Source organism: Haloarchaeobius iranensis (assembly GCF_900103505.1).
GTDB classification, from domain to species: domain Archaea; phylum Halobacteriota; class Halobacteria; order Halobacteriales; family Natrialbaceae; genus Haloarchaeobius; species Haloarchaeobius iranensis.
Map to the genome: position 1 here is coordinate 173,093 of NZ_FNIA01000004.1, position 22,090 is coordinate 195,182.

Annotated in this window: 26 protein-coding genes and 1 tRNA gene; 9 read left to right on the forward strand and 18 right to left on the reverse strand. The window is 68.0% G+C overall.

Annotated features, from left to right (window positions below):
* The first annotated feature begins 110 nt into the window (after positions 1–110).
* Positions 111–245: a DUF7128 family protein gene (locus BLT27_RS20370; RefSeq protein WP_281241450.1), complete on the forward strand. Its 135-nt coding sequence runs from the start codon at positions 111–113 to the stop codon at positions 243–245.
* On the opposite strand, the gene BLT27_RS04985 is transcribed toward BLT27_RS20370, so the two are convergent.
* Together BLT27_RS04985 and BLT27_RS04990 are read right to left on the reverse strand one after the other, a co-directional pair.
* Entirely contained in the window at positions 246–488 is a 243-nt protein-coding gene (locus BLT27_RS04985) for a DUF7508 domain-containing protein (RefSeq protein ID WP_089731940.1), read from the reverse strand. It lies immediately after the preceding gene.
* Positions 488–907: a DUF5796 family protein gene (locus tag BLT27_RS04990; protein WP_089731941.1), complete on the reverse strand. Its 420-nt coding sequence runs from the start codon at positions 905–907 to the stop codon at positions 488–490. Before BLT27_RS04990 ends, BLT27_RS04985 begins: the two co-directional genes overlap by 1 nt.
* A gap of 134 nt (positions 908–1,041) precedes the next feature.
* Between BLT27_RS04990 and BLT27_RS04995 the strand changes: the two genes are divergently transcribed.
* Together BLT27_RS04995 and BLT27_RS05000 are read left to right on the forward strand one after the other, a co-directional pair.
* Complete coding sequence (locus BLT27_RS04995; protein ID WP_089731942.1) at positions 1,042–1,893, forward strand: shikimate kinase; 852 nt, start codon at positions 1,042–1,044, stop codon at positions 1,891–1,893.
* Positions 1,851–2,156 (forward strand): chorismate mutase, encoded by a 306-nt coding sequence (locus tag BLT27_RS05000; protein ID WP_089731943.1) that lies wholly within the window; start codon positions 1,851–1,853, stop codon positions 2,154–2,156. The genes BLT27_RS04995 and BLT27_RS05000 overlap by 43 nt, the downstream gene beginning before the upstream one ends.
* A 182-nt stretch (positions 2,157–2,338) precedes the next feature.
* Here BLT27_RS05000 and BLT27_RS05005 read toward each other — a convergent pair whose 3' ends face one another.
* The 4 genes from BLT27_RS05005 to BLT27_RS05020 form a co-directional block, all read right to left on the reverse strand.
* Positions 2,339–2,758 (reverse strand): universal stress protein, encoded by a 420-nt coding sequence (locus BLT27_RS05005; RefSeq protein WP_089731944.1) that lies wholly within the window; start codon positions 2,756–2,758, stop codon positions 2,339–2,341.
* Positions 2,759–2,948: 190 nt separating this feature from the next.
* On the reverse strand, positions 2,949–3,368 hold the full coding sequence (locus BLT27_RS05010) for a type IV pilin domain-containing protein (protein ID WP_089731945.1): 420 nt from the start codon (positions 3,366–3,368) through the stop codon (positions 2,949–2,951).
* Between the two features lie 243 nt (positions 3,369–3,611).
* The gene (locus tag BLT27_RS05015; protein ID WP_089731946.1) at positions 3,612–4,292 is read right to left on the reverse strand and encodes a carbonic anhydrase; all 681 of its coding nucleotides are present in this window, start codon (positions 4,290–4,292) and stop codon (positions 3,612–3,614) included.
* Between the two features lie 154 nt (positions 4,293–4,446).
* Complete coding sequence (locus BLT27_RS05020; RefSeq protein WP_089731947.1) at positions 4,447–4,662, reverse strand: hypothetical protein; 216 nt, start codon at positions 4,660–4,662, stop codon at positions 4,447–4,449.
* A gap of 31 nt (positions 4,663–4,693) precedes the next feature.
* Here BLT27_RS05020 and BLT27_RS19650 point away from each other — a divergent pair, with 31 nt between their 5' ends.
* Positions 4,694–4,858 carry a hypothetical protein gene (locus BLT27_RS19650; RefSeq protein WP_175526384.1) on the forward strand — a complete coding sequence of 55 codons (165 nt, stop codon included), beginning with the start codon at positions 4,694–4,696 and terminating at the stop codon, positions 4,856–4,858.
* Between the two features lie 36 nt (positions 4,859–4,894).
* Here the strand turns inward: BLT27_RS19650 and BLT27_RS05025 are convergent, their stop codons facing one another.
* Genes BLT27_RS05025 through BLT27_RS05035 form a run of 3 tightly spaced genes read right to left on the reverse strand, consistent with a single transcriptional unit; the run spans position 4,895 to position 8,396 of the window.
* Positions 4,895–5,878, reverse strand: coding sequence for a DUF7282 domain-containing protein (locus BLT27_RS05025; protein WP_089731948.1), 984 nt, complete (start codon positions 5,876–5,878; stop codon positions 4,895–4,897).
* A gap of 37 nt (positions 5,879–5,915) precedes the next feature.
* Complete coding sequence (locus tag BLT27_RS05030) at positions 5,916–7,001, reverse strand: DUF7350 domain-containing protein (RefSeq protein ID WP_089731949.1); 1,086 nt, start codon at positions 6,999–7,001, stop codon at positions 5,916–5,918.
* 51 nt (positions 7,002–7,052) lie between these two features.
* Positions 7,053–8,396, reverse strand: a complete 1,344-nt coding sequence (locus BLT27_RS05035) for a hypothetical protein (RefSeq protein WP_089731950.1) — start codon at positions 8,394–8,396, stop codon at positions 7,053–7,055.
* 101 nt (positions 8,397–8,497) lie between these two features.
* Here BLT27_RS05035 and BLT27_RS05040 point away from each other — a divergent pair, with 101 nt between their 5' ends.
* Entirely contained in the window at positions 8,498–9,730 is a 1,233-nt protein-coding gene (locus tag BLT27_RS05040; protein WP_089731951.1) for an outer membrane protein assembly factor BamB family protein, read from the forward strand.
* Position 9,731: 1 nt separating this feature from the next.
* Here the strand turns inward: BLT27_RS05040 and BLT27_RS05045 are convergent, their stop codons facing one another.
* Positions 9,732–10,331: a DUF6663 family protein gene (locus BLT27_RS05045; protein WP_089731952.1), complete on the reverse strand. Its 600-nt coding sequence runs from the start codon at positions 10,329–10,331 to the stop codon at positions 9,732–9,734.
* Between the two features lie 85 nt (positions 10,332–10,416).
* Between BLT27_RS05045 and udk the strand changes: the two genes are divergently transcribed.
* Positions 10,417–11,136, forward strand: coding sequence for a uridine kinase (udk, locus tag BLT27_RS05050; RefSeq protein WP_089731953.1), 720 nt, complete (start codon positions 10,417–10,419; stop codon positions 11,134–11,136).
* Between the two features lie 48 nt (positions 11,137–11,184).
* Positions 11,185–11,466 (forward strand): hypothetical protein, encoded by a 282-nt coding sequence (locus BLT27_RS05055; RefSeq protein ID WP_089731954.1) that lies wholly within the window; start codon positions 11,185–11,187, stop codon positions 11,464–11,466.
* 305 nt (positions 11,467–11,771) lie between these two features.
* On the opposite strand, the gene BLT27_RS05060 is transcribed toward BLT27_RS05055, so the two are convergent.
* Both BLT27_RS05060 and BLT27_RS05065 read right to left on the reverse strand, forming a co-directional pair.
* Positions 11,772–11,846 (reverse strand) — tRNA-Thr (locus BLT27_RS05060).
* A gap of 62 nt (positions 11,847–11,908) precedes the next feature.
* The gene (locus BLT27_RS05065; protein WP_089731955.1) at positions 11,909–12,892 is read right to left on the reverse strand and encodes a class I SAM-dependent methyltransferase; all 984 of its coding nucleotides are present in this window, start codon (positions 12,890–12,892) and stop codon (positions 11,909–11,911) included.
* 94 nt (positions 12,893–12,986) lie between these two features.
* On the opposite strand from BLT27_RS05065, the gene dph5 reads away from it, so the two are divergent.
* On the forward strand, positions 12,987–13,784 hold the full coding sequence (gene dph5, locus BLT27_RS05070) for a diphthine synthase (protein WP_089731956.1): 798 nt from the start codon (positions 12,987–12,989) through the stop codon (positions 13,782–13,784).
* A 142-nt stretch (positions 13,785–13,926) separates the two neighbouring features.
* Here dph5 and BLT27_RS19035 read toward each other — a convergent pair whose 3' ends face one another.
* The 3 genes from BLT27_RS19035 to BLT27_RS05090 all read right to left on the reverse strand — a co-directional run bounded on the left by BLT27_RS19035 (position 13,927) and on the right by BLT27_RS05090 (position 18,645).
* Positions 13,927–16,299, reverse strand: a complete 2,373-nt coding sequence (locus tag BLT27_RS19035; protein WP_139172254.1) for a DUF7827 domain-containing protein — start codon at positions 16,297–16,299, stop codon at positions 13,927–13,929.
* A 339-nt stretch (positions 16,300–16,638) separates the two neighbouring features.
* Positions 16,639–17,397: a VOC family protein gene (locus BLT27_RS05085; protein ID WP_089731957.1), complete on the reverse strand. Its 759-nt coding sequence runs from the start codon at positions 17,395–17,397 to the stop codon at positions 16,639–16,641.
* 138 nt (positions 17,398–17,535) lie between these two features.
* Complete coding sequence (locus BLT27_RS05090) at positions 17,536–18,645, reverse strand: OBG GTPase family GTP-binding protein (protein ID WP_089731958.1); 1,110 nt, start codon at positions 18,643–18,645, stop codon at positions 17,536–17,538.
* A gap of 126 nt (positions 18,646–18,771) precedes the next feature.
* Between BLT27_RS05090 and BLT27_RS05095 the strand changes: the two genes are divergently transcribed.
* Positions 18,772–18,972: a VNG_1110C family protein gene (locus BLT27_RS05095; RefSeq protein WP_089731959.1), complete on the forward strand. Its 201-nt coding sequence runs from the start codon at positions 18,772–18,774 to the stop codon at positions 18,970–18,972.
* A 12-nt stretch (positions 18,973–18,984) separates the two neighbouring features.
* Here the strand turns inward: BLT27_RS05095 and BLT27_RS05100 are convergent, their stop codons facing one another.
* The 3 genes from BLT27_RS05100 to BLT27_RS05110 all read right to left on the reverse strand — a co-directional run bounded on the left by BLT27_RS05100 (position 18,985) and on the right by BLT27_RS05110 (position 22,090).
* The gene (locus BLT27_RS05100; RefSeq protein ID WP_089731960.1) at positions 18,985–19,659 is read right to left on the reverse strand and encodes an HAD-IIB family hydrolase; all 675 of its coding nucleotides are present in this window, start codon (positions 19,657–19,659) and stop codon (positions 18,985–18,987) included.
* A 31-nt stretch (positions 19,660–19,690) separates the two neighbouring features.
* Entirely contained in the window at positions 19,691–20,884 is a 1,194-nt protein-coding gene (locus BLT27_RS05105; RefSeq protein WP_089731961.1) for a Cdc6/Cdc18 family protein, read from the reverse strand.
* Between the two features lie 105 nt (positions 20,885–20,989).
* Positions 20,990–22,090 carry a DUF7973 family transport facilitator gene (locus tag BLT27_RS05110; protein WP_089731962.1) on the reverse strand — a complete coding sequence of 367 codons (1,101 nt, stop codon included), beginning with the start codon at positions 22,088–22,090 and terminating at the stop codon, positions 20,990–20,992.

A 22,090-nucleotide genomic window follows, 5' to 3' on the forward strand; every position in this document is an offset into this window, starting at 1 on the left:
AATTGTCCTCTCGTGACAGTTGCATCCGACTTCCGTCTCGGACTCGCGACCGGCGTGGGCACGAACGGCCCGGGAAAACACCGATGGTTCTTGCCGTCGTTGTCTCGACCATGGTCGCCACGACACAGCGAGACGGTGAGACCTGGTACGAGTGCGAAGACTGCGGGCTGCTGTTCGACGACCGTGACGACGCCAGAATGCACGAGTCCGACTGCGACGGCGGGGACCCGTCGTACATCCAGTAGCTACAGTTTCGCCTCGTGCTCGGCCGCGAGGTCGGCCGCCTGCTCGCGCGTCTGGGCGGTGGTCCAGCGCACCTTCGCGGCGTCGCGGTACGCCAGCGCGTCCTTCAGTTCGTCCCGCAGGACACCGTGGCCCACCTCGACGACGGTCCCGTCCGCGTCCCCGAGTTCGTACACCCCCAGCCTGTCGGGGGCCGAGCGGACGGTCGACCGCTCGAACGGCTCCCACCGGCGCTGCAGCGGCATCAGACGACCTCGTAGGAGTGCTCGCTCATCTCGTCCTCGGCGAAGACGAAGACACGGCCGCGGGCGGTCTCGGGGTCGGCCTCGACGACGATCGCGTAACCGTCGGCGCGGACGGTGACGCCCGGGAACACCGACTCCTCCTCGCCGGGGTCGATGATGACCCGCCCGACGCCGGTGGACTCGAGGATGTCGTCGTGTGTCTTGCGGTCGTTGACGTACAGCATGACGCCCTCCGTCTCCGTGGGGTCGGTGACGAGGATCTGGACGTGCTTGCCCGGCGGACAGCGCACCGAGTCCTCCTTCCGCTGTGGCACGCCGTTGTAGAACGTCTCCCGGCCGTCGGTGTACTCGACGACGACGCCACCCTCCTGCAGGTCGACGCCGAGCGTGCTCGGCGCGATGTCGCTCCGGTTGCTCATGCTCCGGCCTTGTTCGCCGGCGGTCAAAAGCGACGCGATGCAGGGAGCGACCGACGCTCCGACGACCCCCTGCTGGAGCGGCAGGTTTGGGTCGCACCACAACCCCCAAGTTTCCCCTCGTCATCCGGTCGCACATGGACGGCCACGGCCGCGCCGTCGCCCCCGCCGCGGGGACGGTGTGCAACGCGCTCGCGACCGGTCGAGGCTCGGCTTTCGCCATCGACCTCGAGACGACGGCGACGGTCGACCTCGACGCGACCGGTGCGTACAGCGGTGAAGTGGCAGACGCGCCCGACGCCGACACGACACTCGTCGAACGCTGCGCCGAGCTCGCGGTCGCGGAGTGGGGCGACGGCGAGGGCGCGACGGTCCGCACCGAGAGCGAGGTCCCGATGGCCGCCGGCCTCAAGAGTTCGAGCGCGGCAGCGAACGCGACCGTGCTGGCGACCGCCGACGCGCTCGGCGTCGACCCCGACCCGCTCGCGGCCTGCCGCCTCGGCGTGCGGGCCGCCCGCGACGCCGGCGTCACCGTCACCGGGGCCTTCGACGACGCGAGCGCGAGCATGCTCGGCGGCGTCACCGTCACCGACAACGAGCGCGACGAACTCCTCAGCCACGAGGTCGTCGACTGGGACGTGCTCGTCTGGTGGCCCGACGCGCGGGCGTTCAGCGCGGACGCAGACGCGGAGCGCTGCAAGCGGGTCGCCCCGCTCGCGGACCTCGTCACGGACCTCGCGCTCGACGGGCGCTACGGCGAGGCGATGACCGTCAACGGCTTCGCCTTCTGTGGCGCGCTCGGCTTCCCGACGGAGCCGCTGCTCGAAGGGATGCCCGACGTCGACGGCGTCTCGCTCTCGGGGACCGGCCCCAGCTACGTCGCCGTCGGGAGCCGGGACGCGCTCGAATCGCTCGCAGGACACTGGAACGAGAGAGACGGAACTACATGGCACACGACGACACGACAGACCGGCTGCCGGACGAGATGACCCTCGACGAACTCCGCGCGGAGATCGAGGAGATAGACCGCGACCTCGTCGAACTCATCGCGAGACGGACGTACGTCGCAGACACCATCGCGGAGGTCAAGGCCGAGGAGGGCCTGCCGACCACCGACGAACAGCAGGAGCAGGCGGTGATGGACCGCGCCGGCGCGAACGCCGAACGCTTCGAGGTGGACGCCAACCTCGTCAAGGCCATCTTCCGCCTGCTCATCGAGCTGAACAAGGTCGAACAGCGGGAGTCCCGGTAGCCGGGAGAACCGCTGTTCCGGCGGTTCTGACCGCCTACTGTCGGGTGAGCATTGGCCCCCGACGCCACGCGACTGGCGTCGAACTCGGCGAGCGGCCGGAAGCGTCGACCCGCCCCGGCAGACACGCTGTCACGACGACCATTGCGGACGGTACAGCGTCGTCATCGTGCGGGATAGCTACGTCATCGAACGACGGTGACCGGGACCGGTGAGTGACGGAACACCTTCTGTGCAACGTCTCCGACGAACAGCCGCTCGGCGAGCGTTCCGCCGTGGCTCCCGAGCACGACGGTGTCGAAGTCGGTTGCTCTATTGACGATCACTTTCGCTGGGGTCCCCCACGCGACGTCCGTGCGTATCTCTGTCTCGTGTGTTCCTGCGATCTCACGCGCTCGCTCGAACACCTGTGCTGCGTGCTCCTCCGCTGCCTCCTCGAGATCGTCTTCGAGTGCGAGTCCCATCGCCTTCCCCATCATCGGTGAGGGGCCACCCACGACGTGTAGCACCGTTATCTCCGCATCGGGATGCGCCTCTAGCGCGTACTCCAGCGCGTGGTCGGCCATCTCGGAATCGTCCATCGGGACGAGAACGCGGGCAATCATGAACGATGTACGGCGGCCGTAGGGATAAACGACTGGGCAGACCGCCTCGTGTCGACCCCCGACCGACGACCGACGACCGATATCGGCACGCACGAACAGTGACGAGCCTCGTCTCAGGTTGACTCGCCCCGGAACTCGCCGGCTCGAACGACCTCGAGCAGCGGGCGTCTCGATAGGGTTCGGGGGTTGGTCAGGCCTCGTACCGCAACAACACGGTCGACGCCCCGTCGGAGCCCCGCCAGACGACTCTGACGGTGGTCCCGGGCTGGACGTCCGAGAGCGTGACCTGGTCGCCCTGTGTGACGGTTCCCGAGCCGGGCCAGGGACGCTGCTCCCCGTCCACGTCGAGCGTGACGGTGCCGCTGTCGAACGCGTCGCCCGCCTCGTGCGTGATGGTGAGCTCGCCCGCGGCCTCGTCGTAGCTCGTCACGAACTCGACCTGCGGGGCCTCGGCTAACTCGGCACCGCCACCGACGTTCAGGACGAACGCGCCCACGACGGCGGCGAGGACGACCAGCAGCGGGATGAGGACGAACATCCCGACGCCGAGTGCGACGAGCAGTTTCACCCAGGTCGGTAGCTCTCGTATCGACTGAACGACATCTGCCATAGTGGACGAGGGACCAGCGCGTGAAATAAAGGTTGGGGTTCGGGTCAGTGGCCGACCGCGAGCCGGTCAGCGGTCCACCGTGCCACCCCTTCGTCGACGGGCTGGCCGGACCACGAGTCCGTCGAGGCGGTCGGCACCGCCGATGTCCTGCGTCGGACGTGTCTCACCGACGTGCTCCGGGGGCACGCGCCAGAGCGAGCGATGTGACGGCTACTCTCCGGTTCTCGCGTCGCACGCACCGGGTCAGTACGCCCAGAGCCGTCGGATGCGGTCCGCCACCTCGGAGTTCTCTTCCCGGAGTGACGCCACGTCGCGGTCGCCGTCCACGTTGACGACGTGGACCTCGCCGCGACGCTCGGTGTAGACGTCCTGGAAGTCGTAGACGACGCCGACAGCCGTCACGTCGTCGGGGACGTCCTCGCTCTCGAGCAGGAACTCGACCTGTCGGTCGACGTTGTACTCCACGAGGTGGTTCACCGCCGCGGCACGGTCGAGGCCGTCCGGGAGCGTCTCGACGCCGGGTTCGAGGAAGTCGGTGAGCAGCGACACCGAGTGCTCGATGCCCGCCGGTTCGTCGATGCCGTCCGTCAGGGCCTCGTACGTCGCCGTCACCGCCCCACAGCCGGTGTGACCGACGACCACCGCGACCTCGGTGCCCGTGTGCGCCAGCGGGTAGAGCACGTCCCCCGACACGACCGGTCCCGCGTCGCTCTCCTGGACGACCCGGTTACCGATGTTCCCGCAGGTGAACAGCCGTCCGGGCCGGTCGTTGCCCCAGACGTGGTCCTGGAGGACTCGGGAGTCCGAACAGCAGACCGTCACGGCGTCCGGGTGCTGTGCCTCCTGCACGTCGTCGAACCGGTCCCCGAACTCCCTGGCGTGCCCCGCGTTCGCCGCGAGGAGGTCGGTGATCGTCCCTCTCATGGTCCGTAGCGCGGCTGGCACCGAGTAGAATCATTCGGTCTCGCCAGGCGCTCTGGCGACCGGCGTAATCGGCGGAGTCCGGGCGGTGCTGACCGACGCCCCGGAGAGACGAACGCCCGAGGACGACCGCTGCTGTGACTCCTCCGTCGGGGGCTCAGAAGTCGGCCCGTTCGAGCCAGTCGACCGCGGTCAGCACGAACCAGGCCATCCACACCACGAACGCGGCCAGCGCCGCACCGTACACCGCGACACGGGACCCGTCGACGAGCGCGAGTGCCACGGGGACCACGACGAGCACGACTGCGACGGCGTTCCGTCGCCAGTCCCCGAGCGCCGCGCGCAACGCGGCCAGTCCCGGTCTCTTCGACACGTCGCGTGGTTGGGCGACCGCGACCAAATAGGTGGGTGCTCGCCGCGACGGCGACCAGGTGCGCGACGAACGTCGGCACGAGCCGACCCACGCCGACCGGTTCCGCTCGCCGAACTGCCTCACGGGGACGACCAACCACGACGAATCGGCGGTCCGCGAGCGGCTGTTCGAACAGGGGCTCGAGTCGGCGGTCTGACCCGAGGAACGGGGAGTTCTCGGGGTTCGACGACCGTCAGCCGCGCCGCCGGCGAACGACGAACGCTGCGAGCAGCGCCGCGACGAGCGCGGCGACCAGCCCGAAGCCGGGGGTCGCCCCGGTCGAGTCATCGCTCTCGGTCGTCCCGTCGGGCGTCTCGCTCGCCGCCACCGTCTCGGCGGGCGTCCCCTGCTGGGTCCCCGCCGGCGTGTTGATGAGCGGCTGCGTGGTCGCCGACGCGTTCTCCACCTTCGAGAACGAGAAGAACGTCCGGACGGGCTGTCCGTCTGGGGCGACGACCGCGTCGTGCTCGGCGTCGAAGGAGCCGTCGCCGTCGGACGTGTGGAGCGTCGCGGCGAGCGACTGCGTGCTGTCGACGCTCATCGACTCGAACAGCGACTCGTCGATGTCGACGGAGAGGTCGTCGTAGGTGCCGGCGTCGAGGCTGCGAGTGCCGACCACCTCGGTCGGCGCACCGGCTTCCACCCGCTGGAGCACCACGTAGCCGGGCTGGTTCAGCTGGACGCGGGAGAGCGTCACCGAGGGCGAGTCGGCGCGCTGGCCGTTGTACTCCGCGGCCAGCACCCGGGCCGCCCCGTCGGCGCTCTTCCCGACGGGGATGCGGGCGGCGACGTAGCTCCCGTGGAGCCCGGTGACAGCGCTGTCGACCATCGGGTCGAACCCGCCGTCGTCGGGGTTCTGGTCGCGGTGCAGGACGACCCAGTAGCTGCGGTTCCCCTCGTGTTCGTCCCAGTGCTGCTGGTCGATCTGTATCTCGAAGTTCGAGCGAGCGCCGCTGTCGATGTCGACGACACCCACGGGCCGGCCGGGCTGGTCGCCCTGGTCCTGGTGCACGACGAGGTAGCCACCGTTCACCGAGAACATCGACTCCACCACGATGCTCCCGTCGTCGGAGACCTGCGGGTCCGCTCTGACGTGGCTCCCGTGAGCCGCGACCGGCATCGCCACCAGCGACGAGACCATCGCGAACGCGAGCAGGAGGGCAAGCGGTTTGCGCATGTCGTTCCGTGGGGAATCCGCCGGCAAAGAACTGTCGCTACACCGTGAAGGTCGCACCGTCCATCCGCAGGAAGGCGGTCTCGTAGCCCTCGTGCCGGCCAACCTGTGGCGGCGTGACGACGGTGACCTCGACCTCGTCTCCAGATTCGAGACTGTCGACCTGCGTCCCGTAGTGGTACTGGATGTCGGGGTGGACGGCACGGGTCAGCTGGCCGTCGAAGACGTCCTCGCCGCCGCGTGTGACCGTCGCGTCCAGCGACATCATCGGCAGCACGAGGTCGTTGTGCGGCGTCCGGGCGGAGACGTAGAGGTACGCGCCGGCGTCGCCCGCGAGCTCGTTTTTGGCGGCCTTGAGGACGAAGTCCGCCTCGTCGACGCGCTGGGTTCCGATGGTCTCGCCCGGGAGTTCCTCGGGGGACGCGGCGACGCCGGTCGGCATCATCCCCATATCCATCGGGCGGATCGCGCCGGGGTCGCCGGCCTGGTCGAGCTCCTCGATGGTGAGCTGGTCGCGGACGGCCTGGTTGAACTCGAACCCGAGGTCGACGGTCGTCGCCTCGTCGAACCGGCTGGCGAACGACCCCATGGGCTCGGCGCTCAACGGGCTGGCGGAGACCCGGGCGGTGTAGCTGCCGTCGCCGTCGAGCGTGAAGTTCCCGCCGTAGTGAAAGCCCATCCGCTGGGAGAGCATCGGGTAGATGACCTCCTCGCTGACGGTCTCGCCCTCCTGCAGTATCTCGACGCTGACGCCGGATTCGGGCAGGACCACGCCCGTCTCCTCGTCCCAGACCTGGACCATCAGGTGGACCGACTGGCTGTCCTCCCGCTGGTGCCTGGAGAGGTCGCTGCCGGTGACCGTCCAGAAGTTGTGGGGCACCGCGAGCATCAGGCCGAACGAGTAGTCACCACCCATCGCCATGCCGGACTCCGGCATGGCCATCCCTTCCAGGTAGGACTGGACGTAGACGCCGTCGGGACCGTCCGTCACGGCTGTCTCCGTCGCGGTCGCGGTCGGCGTCGGCGTTCCGGTACCGTCGCCCTCGCTACCACCGTCGCCGAGGCATCCCGCCGCGCCGGCGAGGGCCAGACCGGGCAGCGTTCGGAGGAGTTGGCGGCGTTGCATGTAATCCCCTAGCGAGAACCTGTAAAAAACCGTTCTGGTTCGTCCGTCGAATCACCCGCCGACGGGACGGGACAGGATCCACAGCGAGAGAACCGTGTAGCCAACCATGAGCGCCACCAGCGGCGCGTGCCCCCGGGCCGCATCGACCCCGAACAGCTCCCGGGAGGCCAGGTGGGCCGCGACGACGGCGACGAGGTGGCCGACGACGACGAGCCCGACGGCGGATCCCCAGTAGACAACCGGCGACGGCGCGACTGACGGGAGTCCGGGGACGGCGAGCTGGCCGAGCGCGGTGACGTTCACCAACACGTACGGCCAGTTGTGCGCCACGTCGTACGCCACGGCGATGGGGAGCAGCGTCGCGCCGAACCACCGCGTCACCCGTACGGCGTCCGCCCCACCCAGCCGCGCGGCCAGCACCGACACCGCCGCGAACGCGGCGAGGAACAGGACGAGCCCGCCGAGGTAGGTCGCCAGGCCGGCGACCGGGCCGAGCGCTGTGTCGGCGAGCCGGAACAGCAGTCGCTGGTACGAGCCGGTCTCGACGATGCCGTCGAAGCTCACAGTGTAGACGGCGGCGACGGCGAGGGCAGCGCTGGCCCCGCCGGGTAGCGGCGTCGCGACCTCGTGCCAGACCGGCCGCCGCGTGAGGACGACCATTCGCGTGTCCGGGTCGCGGTCGACCGACAGCGGCGCGACCCGCCCAACCAGTTCGTACAGCACGCCCAGGGGGTCGGCGTTCCGGAGCCACGCCCGACCGAAACCCACCGCGCCGAGGAGCATGGCGAGCGCGTAGCCGGCCACGAGGACGGCCGTGAGGCGTGGCCGGGTCGGGACGACGGTCAGGTTCTCCACCACGCCGACGAGGACGACGAAGCCTACGGCGGCCGGCCAGCGACCGAGCCGCGCCGGGTACTCGAACAGGGCGACGTCCTCCCCTTCGAGCCGGGAGAGCAGCTCGTAGCCCGTCATCCACGGCGCAAGCGCGGTCCAGTGGTTGCCGACGAGCGCGGCGAGGAGCAGCGACCCCTTCACCCACACCGGCCAGACGAACGTCGTCGCGGGGCTGACTCGCGCCTGTCGCCCGGTCAGGCCCTCGACGACCGCCGCGACGACCGCCGCCAGCAGGAGCAGTCGGAGCAGCCACAGGAGCGCTCGACCCCGTGCCATCGGGACGACGGCGACCTCCCGGACCGACCGCGAGGGACTGGCGTCAAGCCGGGCGAGTGCGGCCGCCGTCCCGCCGACGGTGACCGCCGCGCCGGCGAGCAGCAGGTCGCCCGGAATCGGCGTCGAGACGGTCCGCACGCCGTGAGCACTCGCGACGCTCGCGAACGAGGCGAACGCGAGCGTGCCGAACAGCGCCGCCCCCGCGCGGGAGTGCCACCGGTCCATGTGCGGTCGTCGCCACGCCGGTCGAAAAACGCCGTGGTTCGCTCGTCGAAAGCGGCGGGCCGAGGAGTAGCGTTTTGTCCCGGCACGACCGAGAGCAGCCAATGCGTACGCGGACCCTCCTCGCCGTCGCCGTGCTGGTCGCCGGACTCCTCGGCGTGGTGTACGTTGGACTCTCCGGGGAGTCGACCGGCACGCTCGCGCCGGAGTGGACGAGCGAGACAGACCCGGGGACGGCCGGCAACCACCATGAACCCGCCGTCGCGGTCGTCGACGGCGAGCCGCTGGTGTTCGCGCCGGTCTCCTCGACCCAGGACGCCGACGAGTGCGCGCTGGTCGCCCTCGACGCGACCGACGGGACCGAACGCTGGCGGTACGACGTGCCCCGTGGGAACTGCACCATCCACGCCGTCGCCGACCCCGCCGTCGCGGACACCGACGACGATGGTGACCGCGAGGTGCTCGCCCCGACGACCGAGGACGAGGTGCTCGTCGCTGGCGCCGTCGAGGGCGCAATCGAGGACCGGCTCCCGCTGACAGACTACGGCTACACCCGCCCGACCGTGGCCGACATCGACGACGACGGCGAGCGCGAGACCGTCGCGGTCGACGTGCTCGGCTCGGTCCGCGTGTTCGCGCCGGACGGGACCATCGAGTGGCGGGCCGACCGCGAGGCGTACGTCTGGGCGACGGCCGTCGTCGACGACGTGGACGCCGACGGAGAGACCGAGGTCGTCGTCGCCGACCGGCGCGGGTACGTCACCGCCTTCGGTCCCGACGGCTCGGTCCTGTGGAACCGCTCGACCGGAGCAGACCTCGTCGCGACCTGGATGACCAGCGCGGACCTCGACGACGACCCCGCACTGGAGTACGTCGTCGCCAGCACCGCCGGCGCGACGGTCGCCTACGACGGCCGGACCGGCGACCTGGAGTGGCGCCACGACGCCGGTTCGCTCTCGGCGGTCAACGCCGTCCTGTCGGTCGAGGGCCGGCCGACGGTGTTCGCGACCGCCGCCGACGGCTCGCTCGTCGCCATCGACGGTTCGGACGGCTCGGAGCGCTGGCGGACGACCGTCACCGACGAGGCGATCAACATGATGCCCCCGCCGGTCGCTGGTGACGTCGACGGCGACGGCGACGCCGAACTGGTCGTCGCGGCCAACGACGGCACCATCGCGGTGTACGACCCCGCCAGCGGCGAACTGCTCGCCACCCACTCGCGCGCCGTCGGTATCCTCGCCCACCCGGTGCTTGCGGATACGGACGACGACGGCGTCGAGGAAATATACGTCATGTACGCCGACGGGCGGATACAGCGGCTCTCGTACGAGAACTGAGTCAGTCGTCGAGGTACGTATCGCGCATCGTCCGCGCGAGCAGCCCCTCCCGGTCGAACGCCACCGCGACGGCGACGAACGGGTCGCCGACGGGGTCGAGCACGAACACCGACCGCGCCACACCGTCGTCGTCCCGCGAGCGATTCACCCGCAGCACCAGCGGCTCGATGGGCCGGGTGCCGCGCTCGAACCCCGCGAACAGCTCGCCGCTGCTGTCCCCGAACACGTAGCAGACACCGGTCTCCTCGCCGTCGGTGTTCCGCAGCACCGTCGAATTCATCCCGTCCCCGCCGGTCACGGCCTCCGCCCAGGCGTCCTGCGCTGCCTCGAAGAGGTTCGTCGTCTCCGGCACGAAGCGATACCGCGTCTCTCGCTCGACGGTCAGCTCCGAGACCGTCGGCGGCGACGCCTCCCAGTCCAGCGTCGCCGACACCAGTGCCCCCGGCTCCACGTCCGAGAGGGCGTCCGAGTCGGCGACGAACGTCGGCTCGTACTCGTGGGCGTCCGGGTCCTCGTCGGGCTCCGGCAGCGAGACGAACAGCCACTCCTCGTCGCTCCGGGGGCTCGCCAGCGCACGGAACCGCCCGCTCGTGGTTCGCATGGTCGTGCCGATGGACCGACGCCAGTTAACGGGTCCGGAACGGGAATCCGTAGATTCAAACCGCTCCCAGCGCCTCGTACAGACGATGACAATCCCGACGTTCGTAATCGGCATCGCGGGCGGAACGGGGGCGGGGAAGACGACCGTCGCCCGCGAGGTCGCGGACACGGTGGGCGAGGCCGTGACACGCATCCCCATCGACAACTACTACGAGGACCTCTCGCACATGCCACTGGAGGACCGCGAGGAGGTCAACTACGACCACCCGGACGCGTTCGAGTGGGAACTGCTCGTCGACCAGCTCGACTCGCTGCTGATGGGCCAGCCCATCGAGATGCCCCAGTACGACTTCGAGATACACAACCGAACCGACGAGACCGTCACCGTCTCCCCCTCTGACGTCATCGTCGTCGAAGGGATATTCGCGCTCTACGACGAGGATATCCTCGACATGTGCGACCTCCGCGTGTTCGTCGAGACCGACGCCGACGTGCGCATCCTCCGGCGTATCCGCCGCGACGTGCTCGAACGGGGGCGCGAGCTCGCCGGCGTCATCGACCAGTACCTCTCCACCGTCAAGCCGATGCACGAGCAGTTCGTCGACCCCACGAAGAAGAACGCCGACGTCATCATCCCCGAGGGCGCCAACCGGATGGCCGTCGACCTCCTCGCCGAGAAGGTCGAAGCCGAGACCGAGGACGGCCCCGCCGAGGAGACCGCCCGTGCGTGGGAAGCCGTCGAGGAGTCCGACCGGACCACCGTCGAGCCCTCCGACGCCGAGGCCGACTCCCCGTCTCCGAACTGACCGTGACAACAGGCAATTTTTATCCCTCTCCGTTCGAGATGCGTTCACATGAGCGCCAAAAACGGCTCCGACGGCGAGCTCCAAAGCCCGGCCCGCGTCGAGGGTGGCTTCCTCAAGCAGAACAGCTGGCTCAAGCCCTTCGCACTCATCCAGCTGTTCCTCATCCTGTCGCTCGTCGTCCTCGACCTCGCGAACGACATCTTCGTCCAGATTCAGGGCCGCTTCAGTAACGTCCTCTTCGGTGTCATCCTGGCAGTCATCGCGCTGAGCCTCCTCACCGCCTTGATCGTCCTCGTCGTGAACGCGGTCGGGTACGTCACGAACACCTGAGTCGACCCTATTTCTACCCGGTCACGAACGCCGTGCTGATGAACGCCGTGAACCCGTAGCTGTAGTCGTCCACTTCGAACACCTGACAGAACCCCTGCGGCCCACCGTTGGTGTACAGATCGATGAGCCGCTGTCTCCCCCGTAGTCGAGGTCCGCCGGGGTCCCGCCAGCTGTGAGGATCTCCTTCACAGCCTCCAACGAGAACACAGTCCCACCGGTCGATCGGTACGAACGAACGGTCGATGTGGGGTCGAGTCACAGCTCTCCAGAAACGTGCCTACAGGTCTGCGTCGGGCGGTAGAAAGAGCCGGTGGAGGGATTTGAACCCTCGACCTATTCCTTACGAAGGAATCGCTCTAGCCAGTCTGAGCTACACCGGCGCTCCGTGTGCACTCTCTCGTTGTCCGATGAGTACAATAAGGGTTGCGAATCGCCCCGGGAGTCACCCTCTCGTCAGGCGAACGTCGAGGCAGACGTTGTACTCGTGAGGGGCGTACGAGCGGACAGTTCGGCGCTCCTCGACCGCGACATCGTACGCGGGTTCTGCGGCCGCCCGAATCGCACGCTCACCCGGGCCGAACCGGTCGTCCTCGTGCTGGATGTCGTAGTAGTGGAGCACGCAGTCGTCGCCGGCGACGACGACCGCAGTGTCGAGGAACTCGTCCGCGCTGTGGGGGAGATTCATCACGATGCGGTCGGCCCAGTCGTGGTATCCTCCGGCGACATCTCGAACGTCGCCCTGTACGGCGGTCAGCCGGGCCGTCACGTCGTTCCGTCGCGCGTTCTCGCGGAGGTACTCGACGGCCGCTTCGTTCAGGTCCACCGCGACGACCTCGCCCCCGCGCGCCGCGGCCGGAATCGCGAACGGCCCGACACCGGCGAACATGTCGAAGACGTGCTCGCCCGGCTGGACCTGTTCGACGACCCGATGGCGTTCGGTCGCGAGCCGTGGCGAGAAGTAGACGGTATCGAGGTCCAGCGCGAACTCGTGGCCGTACTCGCGGTGCACGGTCTCCGTCTCCTCGCCGACGAGCACCGTCCAGTCACGCACGCGGAGCTCCCCCTGTATCTCCGAGGCGCGGTCGACGACCGTCTCGACCGGGAGGTCGGAGTCGACGATGGCCCGGGCGATCTCACGGGCCCGTGCCGGGTCGTCCTCGTCGACGATAGCGACGTCGCCGAGGCGCTCGTAGCTGAGGTCCTCGCCGAGGATGTCCGCCGGCGTCGTCGGTGTGCGCCGCGCCGGCGCGTCGTAAGTGACGACCGTCAGCTCTCCGGGGACTGCCTCGGCGTCGGTCACCGGGAGGTAGAGCCAGCCTTCGTCGCCGGTGATGGCGTACTCGTCGTCGAGCAGTTCCGCGTCGGCGAGCCGCTTTCGCGTCGCCTCGCCCTCGGACTGCTCGACGCGAACGCAGGGAACGTCCATGGTCGACCCTCCCTCGCGGCGGCCCTAACGCCTTCGCTTTCGGTGGGTGAGCCGAACACCGCCAACTTATCGGTCCGGCCCCCCGAACACCGGTATGCTCACCTTCATCGGTCTCGGCCTGTACGACGAACGGTCCATCACCGTCGAGGGCCAGGCGGCGCTCCGGGCAGCCGACGCCGCCTACGCGGAACTGTACACCAGCAAGCTCGTCGGCGCGTCCATCGAAGACGTCGCCGAGTACCACGACGCCGACATCGAGGTGCGCGACCGCGCCGGCGTCGAACAACAGCCAGGGGAGATCCTCGACGCCGCCGAAGACCAGGACGTCGCGTTCCTCACCGCCGGCGACACGATGATCTCCACGACCCACGTCGACCTCCGCCTCCGCGCCCACGAGCGCGGCATCGACACCCGCGTCGTCCACGGGACGACCGCACAGACCGCGACCAGCTCCCTCACCGGACTCCAGAACTACCGGTTCGGCAAGGCCACCACGCTCCCGTTCGAGTACGCACACGGCGGAAACGGCGTCCCCCAGAGCGTCCTCGACACCATCGCGGACAACCGCGAGCGCGGCCTCCACACCGTCGTCTACCTCGACATCAAGGTCGGCCGCGGCCCCGATGGCGACGACCCCGCACACGAGGAGTACATGACCGCCGACCACGCAGCCGGCCAGCTGGCCGAGCACCTGCCGGACACGCTCGGCGTGGTCGTCGCCCGCGCGGGCAGCCCCGACCCACTCGTCACGGCCGACCGCCTCAGCGCACTCGCAGACCGCGAGTTCGGCGACCCGCTGCACCTGCTTCTCGTCCCCGGCGACCTCCACCCCATCGAGGCCGACGCGCTCGGCGAACTCGCCGATGCGCCCTCCGAACTGGTCCAGTACTGAAATCGACTCGTTCTCCTGGTTGCCCACCGTGACGAGTGCCGACGGTCGCGAGAATCGACATCGCTACCGCTGGTGGGTGTGGCGTCCGAAAGAAAGCGAAGTACCGCGAAGGACCGGACGAAGTCCGGTTAGTTAGCGTTCGTTAGTTCTGACGGCGGAGCGCGAGGAGCGCTGCGCCCATCAGAGCGACGAGTGCGACACCGATGCCGAAGCCGGGCTGACCACTGTCATCGCCGTCGTCAGTCTCGGTCGGCGTGTCGGTCGGCGCGTCCGTCTGCGTTGCCGTCGGCGTCGCCGTCTCGGTCGGAGTCGGCGTCGCCGTCTCGGTCGGCGTCGGCGTGGTATCTGCCTCGACCGTTATCTCAGCCGTCTGGCTGGAGTCGCCCGCGGAGATACCGTGTTCGTAGGTATCCGCGTCGACGTCAGCCGTGATGCTGAACTCGACGGTCGTGGACTCGCCGGGTGCGAGCGTGACTTCCTGAGAGTCGAGGACGTCACCGCCGAACGTGAATTCGACAGTCGTCGTGCCCTCGGTGCCACCGTTGTTCGCGACGGTGGCCGTGGCGGTCACTTCGTCACCGACCATGACCGTACCGGGTGCGCTGAGGTCGGAGACCTCGAACGAAGCCGGTGCGGCTGCCTCCTGAACGGAGCCGTCAGCCGTCGCGGCACCGTTGTTCACGTTGACCGTGAACTCGCTGCCGGCGGCGATGTCGCTGAAGTTGACGCTGGTGGACCAGGTGCCGTCAGCCTGAACCGTTGCCGTTGCCGGCTTCAGGAAGGCGACGCCCTCGTCCTGACCGTTGACACGGATGTTGAGCGACGTACCGGGTGCGAGCGTCGACGTACCGGAGATGGTCTCGCCGTCCTCGGCGGAGACGTTGACCATGTCGTCGTCGTTCGTGTCAATCTCGATGTTCCGCTGGGCGAGTTCCCAGGTCGCAGTGACCGATTCGTCGGCAGAGGCGAGCTGGCTCTCCTCTGCGATCATGAACTCGGCCTCGTACTCACCGTGGGACGGCATCGCGCTGATGTCGTCGGTGTCGGTGATGAGGTAGTAGACGTCCTCGCCTGCGATGACGTCCGTGTTCGTGTCGTTAATGTTGACCGTGCGAGCCGGCTGGTTGCGGGCGGGCTCGACTTCCGTGACGGTCAGGCTAACGTTGTAGATGCCGTCGTTGTCGCCGATGACGCCGAAGATGCCGTTCGAGTCGTTCTCGATGACACCCTCGAGGCCCGTTGCGTCGAGCTCGTGGATGAGGTAGTCGCCCTTCGCGACCGTGCCATCCTGCGTGATGGTACCGTCGTCGACTGCGGAGGCAACGCCCTCAGCGTCGGTCGGGAGGGACGCGGCGCCGGGTGCAGTCCACGTGTTCAGCTCGTTGGTCGTGCGCGGCTGGATGTCGAACGTCCCGACGTTCTGGGAGTTGACATCGTAGTCGGTGCCGGTTGCGACCTCGACGTTGTAGCCACCGGTGGCGATGAGGGAGCCACCGAGGTCACCGTACTCTTCGTTGCTGATCGAGTCGTCATCGTTGGCGACGGTGAACGTGTCACCGTTGCCAGTCCCCATGAGGAACGTGTTCACGTTGACGACGACCTCGCCGTCACCGTCACCGTCGGTGATCGTGAGGTTCGCTTGGTAGTTGTCGGACGCCTTGTCACCGATGCGGACGACACCCTGCGAGGTGTCCTCAAGCGTGAAGGTGATCGAAGCGACGTCACCGATCTCGTCGGTGTAGAGGTTCTCACCCAGCGCGACCGTCCCGGTGGCGGGCTTCGTGACGTTGACCGTCGTGGAGTTCGAGATACCGGTGTCAGCGGCAGCGAACGTGTAGTCGTACGAGCCAGTGGCGATGCCGGTGAAGTTACCGGTCACCGTCTCGCTGGTGTCGAACGTGCTCGAGACCAGCAGTGCGTCAGCCTCGTCGGTGGCGTCGGCGTTACCGTCATCGTCCCAGTCGACGGGCGTACCCGTGACGCTGGTGAAGGTGGAGTTGATCTCGTTCGGGGTGAAGTCATCGTTCGCGATGATGAGGCTCCAGCTCGGACGGTTCGACGTCACGGTGACCGTGGTCTGGTTGGCCGCACCAGCGTTTTCCACGGCGACCGGATCGGCGGATGCCGTTACCTTCTGCGTACGGAGCGCGAACGTGTAGTTGCCGTCCACAGTGCCACCGTTCGTCTCTTCGACGAAGCGGTAGTCACTAGTGCTGTAACTGCTGGTGTCGAGAACGATGTCGTTCCCGCTGTCGACGTCAACGAACGTCTGGAACTCCCAGTTACCGTTACTGTTCTTCTTCTCGAGAATCACTTCGTCGTTTGAATCGAAGTGGTCGAGTACTGCGATAGTCTGTCCCGACCAGGCGGATCCCCCGTTGGAGATCGCCTTGTCGTAATCGCCAGAGTTTGCCGCGGCGACACTTCCCGAGAACGCTACGACGCCCGCGAAGACGGACGTAATCATGAGCGCGGCCAGGAAGAGGCCACGGACCTTGTCTTGTGTTCCTGTCATAGTTTGCTTGGGTTCCGCGTGGTTCGAGCACCTTTCTCGCTCGGCGCCTGTGGGGGGACGCGAACGGTAGTCAGTACTGTCACCGTGGGTAGGGGTACAGTACAAACGCACGAACCATTGTTATAAATGCTTTGTGGTGGGTGGGTGTGGTGTCAAGCGTTCACACACCCGCTCAAACCCGGGAATTTCGGGGTCGCGGCGTCCCGGTCACCCGAGGAACCACCCCCACAGAGTACTTAAACGGAACTGTGTTTCGAGCCGACAATCACCGGTTGTGACCTCTGGGGAGTGACGAAATCGGCCGTCCGCCGGATTCCGTTCCCGCCGTCGTTTACCCCTTCACTCCCGCGTGACGATCTCGACTTCCTGCCCGTCGGGCGTCTTGGTGAACGCGTAGCGGTCGTTGCAGGACTCGGGGTCGCGGTAGTCCGCCGCGCCGCGCTCAAGCAGCGTGGTCCACGTCCCGTGGAGGTCGTCACAGCGGACGGCGACGTGGCCCCAGGCGTCGCCCACGTCGTACGTGCGACCGTCGTAGTTGTAGGTGAGCTCGACGCTCATCGCCTCGGCGGCGGCGTCCTCGGGTTTGAGGAAGTAGAGCGCGAAGTCGTCGAACTCCTCGCGGCGGAACAGCTCGTACTCGAGCTTGCGGGTGAACCACCCGATGGCGGCGTCGGCGTCCTCCACGCGCAGCATCGTGTGGTCGAGGCTGAACCTGGCGCCGTGGTCGCGCTCGACGAGTTCGACCTCGTGGCCGTCGGGGTCGCGGACGAACGCGTACGAGCCACCACAGGAGTCGGGGTCGCGGTAGTCGTCGACGCCCTCGTCCATGAGTCCCGCGTAGGCGTCGTAGACGTCCTCGACCCGGACCGCGATGTGCCCCCACGCATCGCCGTGGTCGTACGTGCGGCCGTCGTGGTTGTAGGTGAGTTCGAGCAGCGCACCCTCCTCGTGGACGTCCTCGGGGCCGAGGAACACGTTCGTGAACGTGTCGGCCTCCCAGCGACCCTTCTCCTCGTAGTCGAGGTGTGTGGTGTACCAGTCGAGGCTCGCGTCGAGGTCCTCGACGCGCATCATCGTATGGTCGAGCGTGGCCTGCATGGCCAGACGTACGGCCAGACCGTTGAAACCAGTAGCGGATGCGGAACTCGAGGGGCTCACCTTCGGGTGATTGGAGCAACTACTGCTGTTTTCCATCGCGCACACGCGAGAGGGCGCAGCCTGTCGAGCCGCGGTCGCCTACTTCCTGAGCACGAGCTTCAGCACGTCCTCGTCCTCCAGGACGTGGTCCTCGCCGACCTGCTGCCCGTCGTGCTTCGCGCTCGGGCCGCGGATTCGGGCGAACCGGAACCGGTCCTCGAAGTCGCCGCCGAGCTTCGAGAGCGCGTCCCCGATGGTCGCCCCCTCGGAGACGACGAGTGGCTCCTCCCAGTCGACGCCGCGGCCGGGCTTGTCCATGTAGACCCGGATGAGCCCGAGGTTGTTCCAGATGCGTTCTTTCAGCGCGTCGAGACCCTTCTCCTCCGCGGCGGAGATGAACGTCGCCTCCTCGGGGTCGATGTCGCGTTTCCGAAGCTCCTCGTCGACCTGTTCCTTGTAGGAGGGCTCGATGAGGTCGGTCTTGTTGACGGTCACGATGGACGGCGTGTACACCCGGTTGTCCATGATGCCGTCGATGAGCCGGTCGATGTCGAGTTCCTCGCCGAGGTTGATGTCCGCGTTGACGTAGCCGTGTTCGCGCAGGACCTGTTTGATTGTGTCGTCGTCCATCGGCTGGTCGACCGTCGAGGTCACCTTGATGCCGTCTTTGATCTTCTTGCGGATGGTGACCCGTGGGGGCGTCTGGTCGATCCGGATCTTGTTGTTGTACAGTTCCTCGCGAAGTCGGTCGTACTGCTCGATCTCGAACACGGAGAGCATGAAGATGAGGAGGTCGGCGCTCCGAACGACCGAGAGGACCTCCTTCCCGCCACCGCGGCCGTCCGCCGCACCCTCGATGAGACCGGGCACGTCGAGCAGCTGGATGTGGGCGCCGTTGATGTCGACCATCCCGGGGTTGACGGTCAGCGTCGTGAACTCGTACTCGCCGGTCTCCGAGTCGGCGTTGGTCATCGCGTTGATGAGCGTCGACTTGCCCACGCTGGGGAAGCCGACGAGTGCGACCGAGGCGTCGCCGTGTTTCTCGACCGCGTAGCCCTGGCCACCACCGCTGCCCGACTGGTTCTCAAGCTTCTCCTTCTTCTGGGCGAGCTTGGACTTCAGCCGCCCGATGTGGGCCTCGGTGGACTTGTTGTAGGGCGTGTTGGCTATCTCCTCCTCGATCGCCTCGATCTCGTCTTCGAGCCCCATCGTTGCACTCTCCGCCGTGGGAGCCGAAAAACCTGTCCACTCCGTCCTGCTGCCGACGCGACTCCTGGGCGTCTTCGTCCACTTCGGTACGTTCATCAGTCTCCGAAATAAACACCCGGGCAGAGGATGCCCGACCCGACGCAGTTACGCGATAGCACCCAGATAGTCCTCCCGGATGGAACGCCGCGTGCGTTGCTGGCGCGGCTGGACGAGGAGTTCGCGCTGACGCTGCTCGAGGAAGACGGGACGTACCGGCTCGTCGGGAGCCCGGTCGAGATCGACCGCGCCAGCGACTACCTCGTCAGGCAGGGCATCCCCGTCGCCTGACCGGTGCCACGGCTACGCCCGGAGCCGCGCGAGCGCGTCGAGCGTGCCGTCCGCGTGTGCACCGTCCAGCGTCACGTCCGCCGCGGCCAGTGCCCGGTCGTCGGCGTTCGAGGGCGCGAAGCTCCGGCCGACCCGCTCGAACGTGGAGACGTCGTTCTCGGAGTCGCCGACGGCAGCGAACGCCGCGGGCTCGTAGCCCAGCCGGTCGGCGACGCGTTCGAGCATCAGTCCTTTCGACATGTCCGGTTGCTTGAGGTGGAACGCGTAGCCGGTGTCGACGACCTCGAGGTCGTGCTCCGCGGCGACCTCGCGGAGCAGTGCTTCGTCCGCGTCGAGGGTGACGGCGACTTCGGTCTCGCGCCAGCGGTTCACGAGGTCGACGTCCCCCCAGCCGAGGTCGCCGCCGGCGGCCTGGAACGCCTCGACGGCGGCGGTCGTGCGCTCCCTGTCGCCGTGGACCAGCACCTCGTCGTTCACGTGCGCGATACCCCCGTTCTCGGCGATGACACGTTCCTCGATGGCCATGAAGGTACAGAGCGAAACCGGATACGGGAACGCCTTCCCCGTCGCCAGCACGACGGGCGCGGGCCACTCCCGCACCGGCTCGAAGACGCGCGGGTCGATACCCCCCTCCGGCCGGGTGAGCGTGCCGTCGATGTCGAGCACGAGCGGCGGGGCGTCGGTCATACCTCCCCTGGGGCGACCGACGGTAAATGGCTCACGTTCTCGAGTCGCTCTCGTGTTGCAGCTCGTAGAGCCGGCTGAACACGAGCGTCGGGAACCGGGGTTCGAGCCTGCTCGGCGGCCGGCCCGCGCTCTCGGCGTCCCGCTCGGCCGTGACACGCTCAGTGATCCCCTCCTCGGCCAGCTCGTACAGGTACCGCTTCACCGTCGAGGGCGAGAGGTCGATGCCCGGCGCCGCCGCGACGGACGCCGCCGCGTCCCCCACCGTCGTCGTCGCCTCCTCGGGCAGGTCGACCAGCGTCCGCAGCACGAGCTGTCGGTTCTCGGGGAGCGTCAGCACCCGCCCGAGCGCGACCGTGGGCCGCGGAACCGCGTCGAGCCCGGCCTCCAGGTCGCGTTCGGTGATTCGCTCGTGGCTCTCCCTGGTCGCCACCTCGGCCGCCCCGAACAGGGCGGTGAGCGCGTCGTGGGCGTCCCCCTTCGCCCACTCCGCGATGCGCCTGATCTGTTCGTGGTCGAAGGCCTGCCGGGCGAGGCCGTCCGAGGCTCTCCCCGTCAACAGGTCGACGAGCGCGTGCTGCTGGTACGGCGGCACGTGGATGTGCTCCGGTGGCAGCAGTTCGCTCGACAGCTCCTCGGGCGGGGTCCGGCCGACGGCGATCCAGCTGAGCCGGCCGTCCATCCCGTCGAACGCGCCGTGGAGCGTGGAGAGCCCGAGCGTGTCGAACTCGTCGACGTGGTCGACTGCCACGACCGCGCGGTCGCTGCCCGACAGGCGCTGTATCAGCCGCGACCGGAGCGAGTCCGTCCGGACGCCCTGCTTCGGCACCTGTTCCTCGACGAGCGCATCGAGCACCGTGTGGTAGAGCGCGAACTCGCTGTCGTCGACACGGGCGTCGACGTAGACGAAGTCGGGTGCGGGCGTCGAGCGAGCCCGCGTCGTGGTGTGGATGACCCCCCCGGTCCCCGTCAGCAGCCGGTCGAGGTGGTCGAACAGCGCGGTGACGACTGCCGACTTGCCGACCCCCCCGTCCCCCCAGACGTAGGCTGTCGGCGGCAGTGACCGCTCGAATATCGGGTCCAGATGGTCGAGCAACTGCTCGAGGACCGGCCCCCGTCCCGACGGAGCTTCGACGTGGACGACCGGGGACAGGGCGTCGTAGTCCTTCACGATGCTGGGTTCGCCGCTGCGCCGTTGTCGTCGTCTGATTCGTGCTTCGATATCCATGCGATAGGTCGGTTCGGTTGTGGTAGCTCGGTCCGTCCAGTTCTAAAAGCCTCGGGGGTGCACCGAGGCCGTGCCGGTGGCGACGCCCCCGCGGGCATGGCCGCCTCAGAGGTAGCCGGCGTTCGGCAGCACGGAGACTATCTCGAGGAGCGCCACGGCGACCATGGCGATCGCGATGGCCATCGCGGGCGGGTCGACGTGGGTCCCGGAGTGCGCGTAGAAGAGGCGCTGGGTCACCTCGCCGAGGAGCCCGCTCACTGCGCCGAAGACGCCGGCCGCAAGCAGCGCGACGACCGGACCGAACTCGGGCTGCAGCACGACCGCCCCGACCGCCCCGATGAGCGTGATGTGGTGCGTCACCGGGATCTTCTCGACGCCGAGGTTCAGGAACAGCAGGCTCATCGCCGAGATGGCGTAGCCGAGGAAGATGCTCCCCGTCAGGATGTAGATGTACCCGCCGAGGATGCCGCCGACGAGCCCGATGGCCGTGACCCCCGACCACTTGTACTGGTGCGGGAGCCACGGCTCGGTCGCCAGCCGCCCCTCGTGCTCTATGGGGACCTCACCGCCGTCAGCAACGGTCCGGGGCTCCTCGCGCTCGAACGGCGACATGTCGAGGATGCTCGAGCCGGCGGACTTCCCGACGATGGGGTAGCCGAAGACGGCCCGTGCGACGAACGCACTCACGACGACCGTCAGGGCGATGGAGTCGGTGACGCCGGTGCCACTGACCACCAGGAGTGCGCCGGCGAACTGGTTGAACAACGCCCCGAACACGCCGAAGATGGCACCGACCGCGAGGATGTCGGGCTTGGTGCCGAAGGCGTACAGGATGTTCTTCCCGAAGTGGTAGTCCCAGCCCTCGGGCTCCATCTCGGGGTACTTCTTCCCGGCGTAGGCCGAGGCGGCGACACCACCCGCGAACGCGATGTGCGGGCCGGTGACGGCACCGAAGCCGATGATGCCGGACAGGCCGCCGACGAGTTCGCCCTGTCCGACCGCGATGTCGGTCCCGCCGAGTTGCCGGTTGACGATGCCGAGTCCCTCACCGAGGAAGACGACGAACCCGGTGAAGATGAACGCCGGCAGTGCGCCGATGGCGGCCCCGAACGCGCCGCCGGCTGCGGCCGCGATGACCAGCAGCAGGAACGTCTCGACGCTGATGTCGATGACTGGCACCATCGTCTGGATTGCGACCTCGAACAT